This is a genomic window from Bradyrhizobium sp. (assembly GCF_030654605.1).
Taxonomy (GTDB): Bacteria; Pseudomonadota; Alphaproteobacteria; order Rhizobiales; family Xanthobacteraceae; genus Bradyrhizobium.
In genome coordinates this window covers 1-1259 of the sequence record NZ_JAURXB010000112.1, presented here as the reverse complement: position 1 = coordinate 1259, position 1259 = coordinate 1, and the positions used below count along the sequence as shown (strand labels likewise).

Sequence of the window (1259 nt, the reverse complement as noted above, 5' to 3'; positions counted from 1 at the left end):
AGAGCAGCGCGAACGCGAGGGTGGTGACCGCAAGCCAGCGCCACAGCCTGATTCGCGCCAGCCCGAACGCCGCCGCGGTGACGATGGCCAGATAGATATAGAGCGCCCAGAAATCCGGCTTTTCGGAAGAGACCAGAACCGGCGTGGCGAAGGCGGCGGCGATGCCGAGGCCGGCCAGCGCCGGCCCGTGCAGCAGCGCCGCGGCGAGCGTGCCGAGCGCCACCAGGCCGAGCAGAACGAAAGCGGTGGCGGGCACCAGAAATTCGTACAGCGCATAGGCGGCGTACACCGTGGCGAATGCCACCGCGGTCCCGGCGGCGGTGAGGATGGCCGGTATATTGGCGATCGGCAGCGCCTCGATCGCCGAGATGCTTTCCTTGCGCCGGGTCCATTCGCCCGCTGCCAGCAGCGCCAGCGCGAACAGGCCGCCCAGCATGGTGCGCACGCCGGGGCCGAGCAGCCCGGCCTCGATCGAATAGCGCACCATGAAGAAGCCGCCGAGCGCCAGCGTCAGGCCGCCGACCCAGACCACCCAGCGGGTGCCGATGCGCTCCTCGAAACCGGGTTCGGCTGGCGGAAGCGGGGGCGGCGCGGACGCGGGGATTTCCGCTTCGGGCTGCCGCGCCGGTTCGGGTTGAATCGCAGGCGCCTCTGCTTCGGTGGTTTCAGTCCGGGCTTGGGCTGCCGCCGTTGGCGAAACCCAGGTTTCATTGGCGGGCAAAGGTGGCGGCGCCACTGAAGTCGCGGCTGCGGGCGAAGCCTGCGTTTCCAACAAATCCAGCCGCGCGCGCAGTACGGCGATCTGATCGAAGGCCTTGCGGGCGACGATGAGCCCGACGATGGCAACCGCCAGTGAAAAAAAGTCGATCGGCAAATCGAACATCCAGCCTCCAGGCGATCGCCCGGCGTCGGGGCCTACCGCATCAAAAAATCTTCAGCGTCTTCCGCGCACGCGCAGACCCGGAGCCGGTCGCTCCTGCAATACTTCACGACGGAAACGATACAGCGCAGCGGGCCGCCCACCGGTCTGTGTCGACATCATGCCGGTCGGTTCAACCAGCGCTCCGGCTTCCACCAGCCGGCGGAAATTCTGCTTGTGCAGATGCCGCCCCGAGATCGCTTCCACGGTCCGCTGCAGTTCAGTAAGTGTGAATTCGGGCGGCAAAAGTTCAAATACCACCGGACGATATTTCAGCTTGGCGCGCAGCCGGGCGATCGCGGTGGCGAGAATCCGGCGGTGATCGAAGCGCATGGCAACG

The 1259-nt window shown here is 66.8% G+C and carries 1 protein-coding gene and 1 pseudogene; both read right to left on the bottom strand.

Translation table 11 applies throughout. The annotated features are described in order from the left end of the window. Positions 1-883, bottom strand: an 883-nt coding sequence (locus tag Q7U29_RS11000) for a DUF2339 domain-containing protein (RefSeq protein WP_304741278.1), incomplete at its 3' end; no start/stop codon positions are given. Between the two features lie 51 nt (positions 884-934). Further along, a pseudogene (locus Q7U29_RS10995) lies at positions 935-1259 on the bottom strand (NAD regulator); the annotation flags it as partial.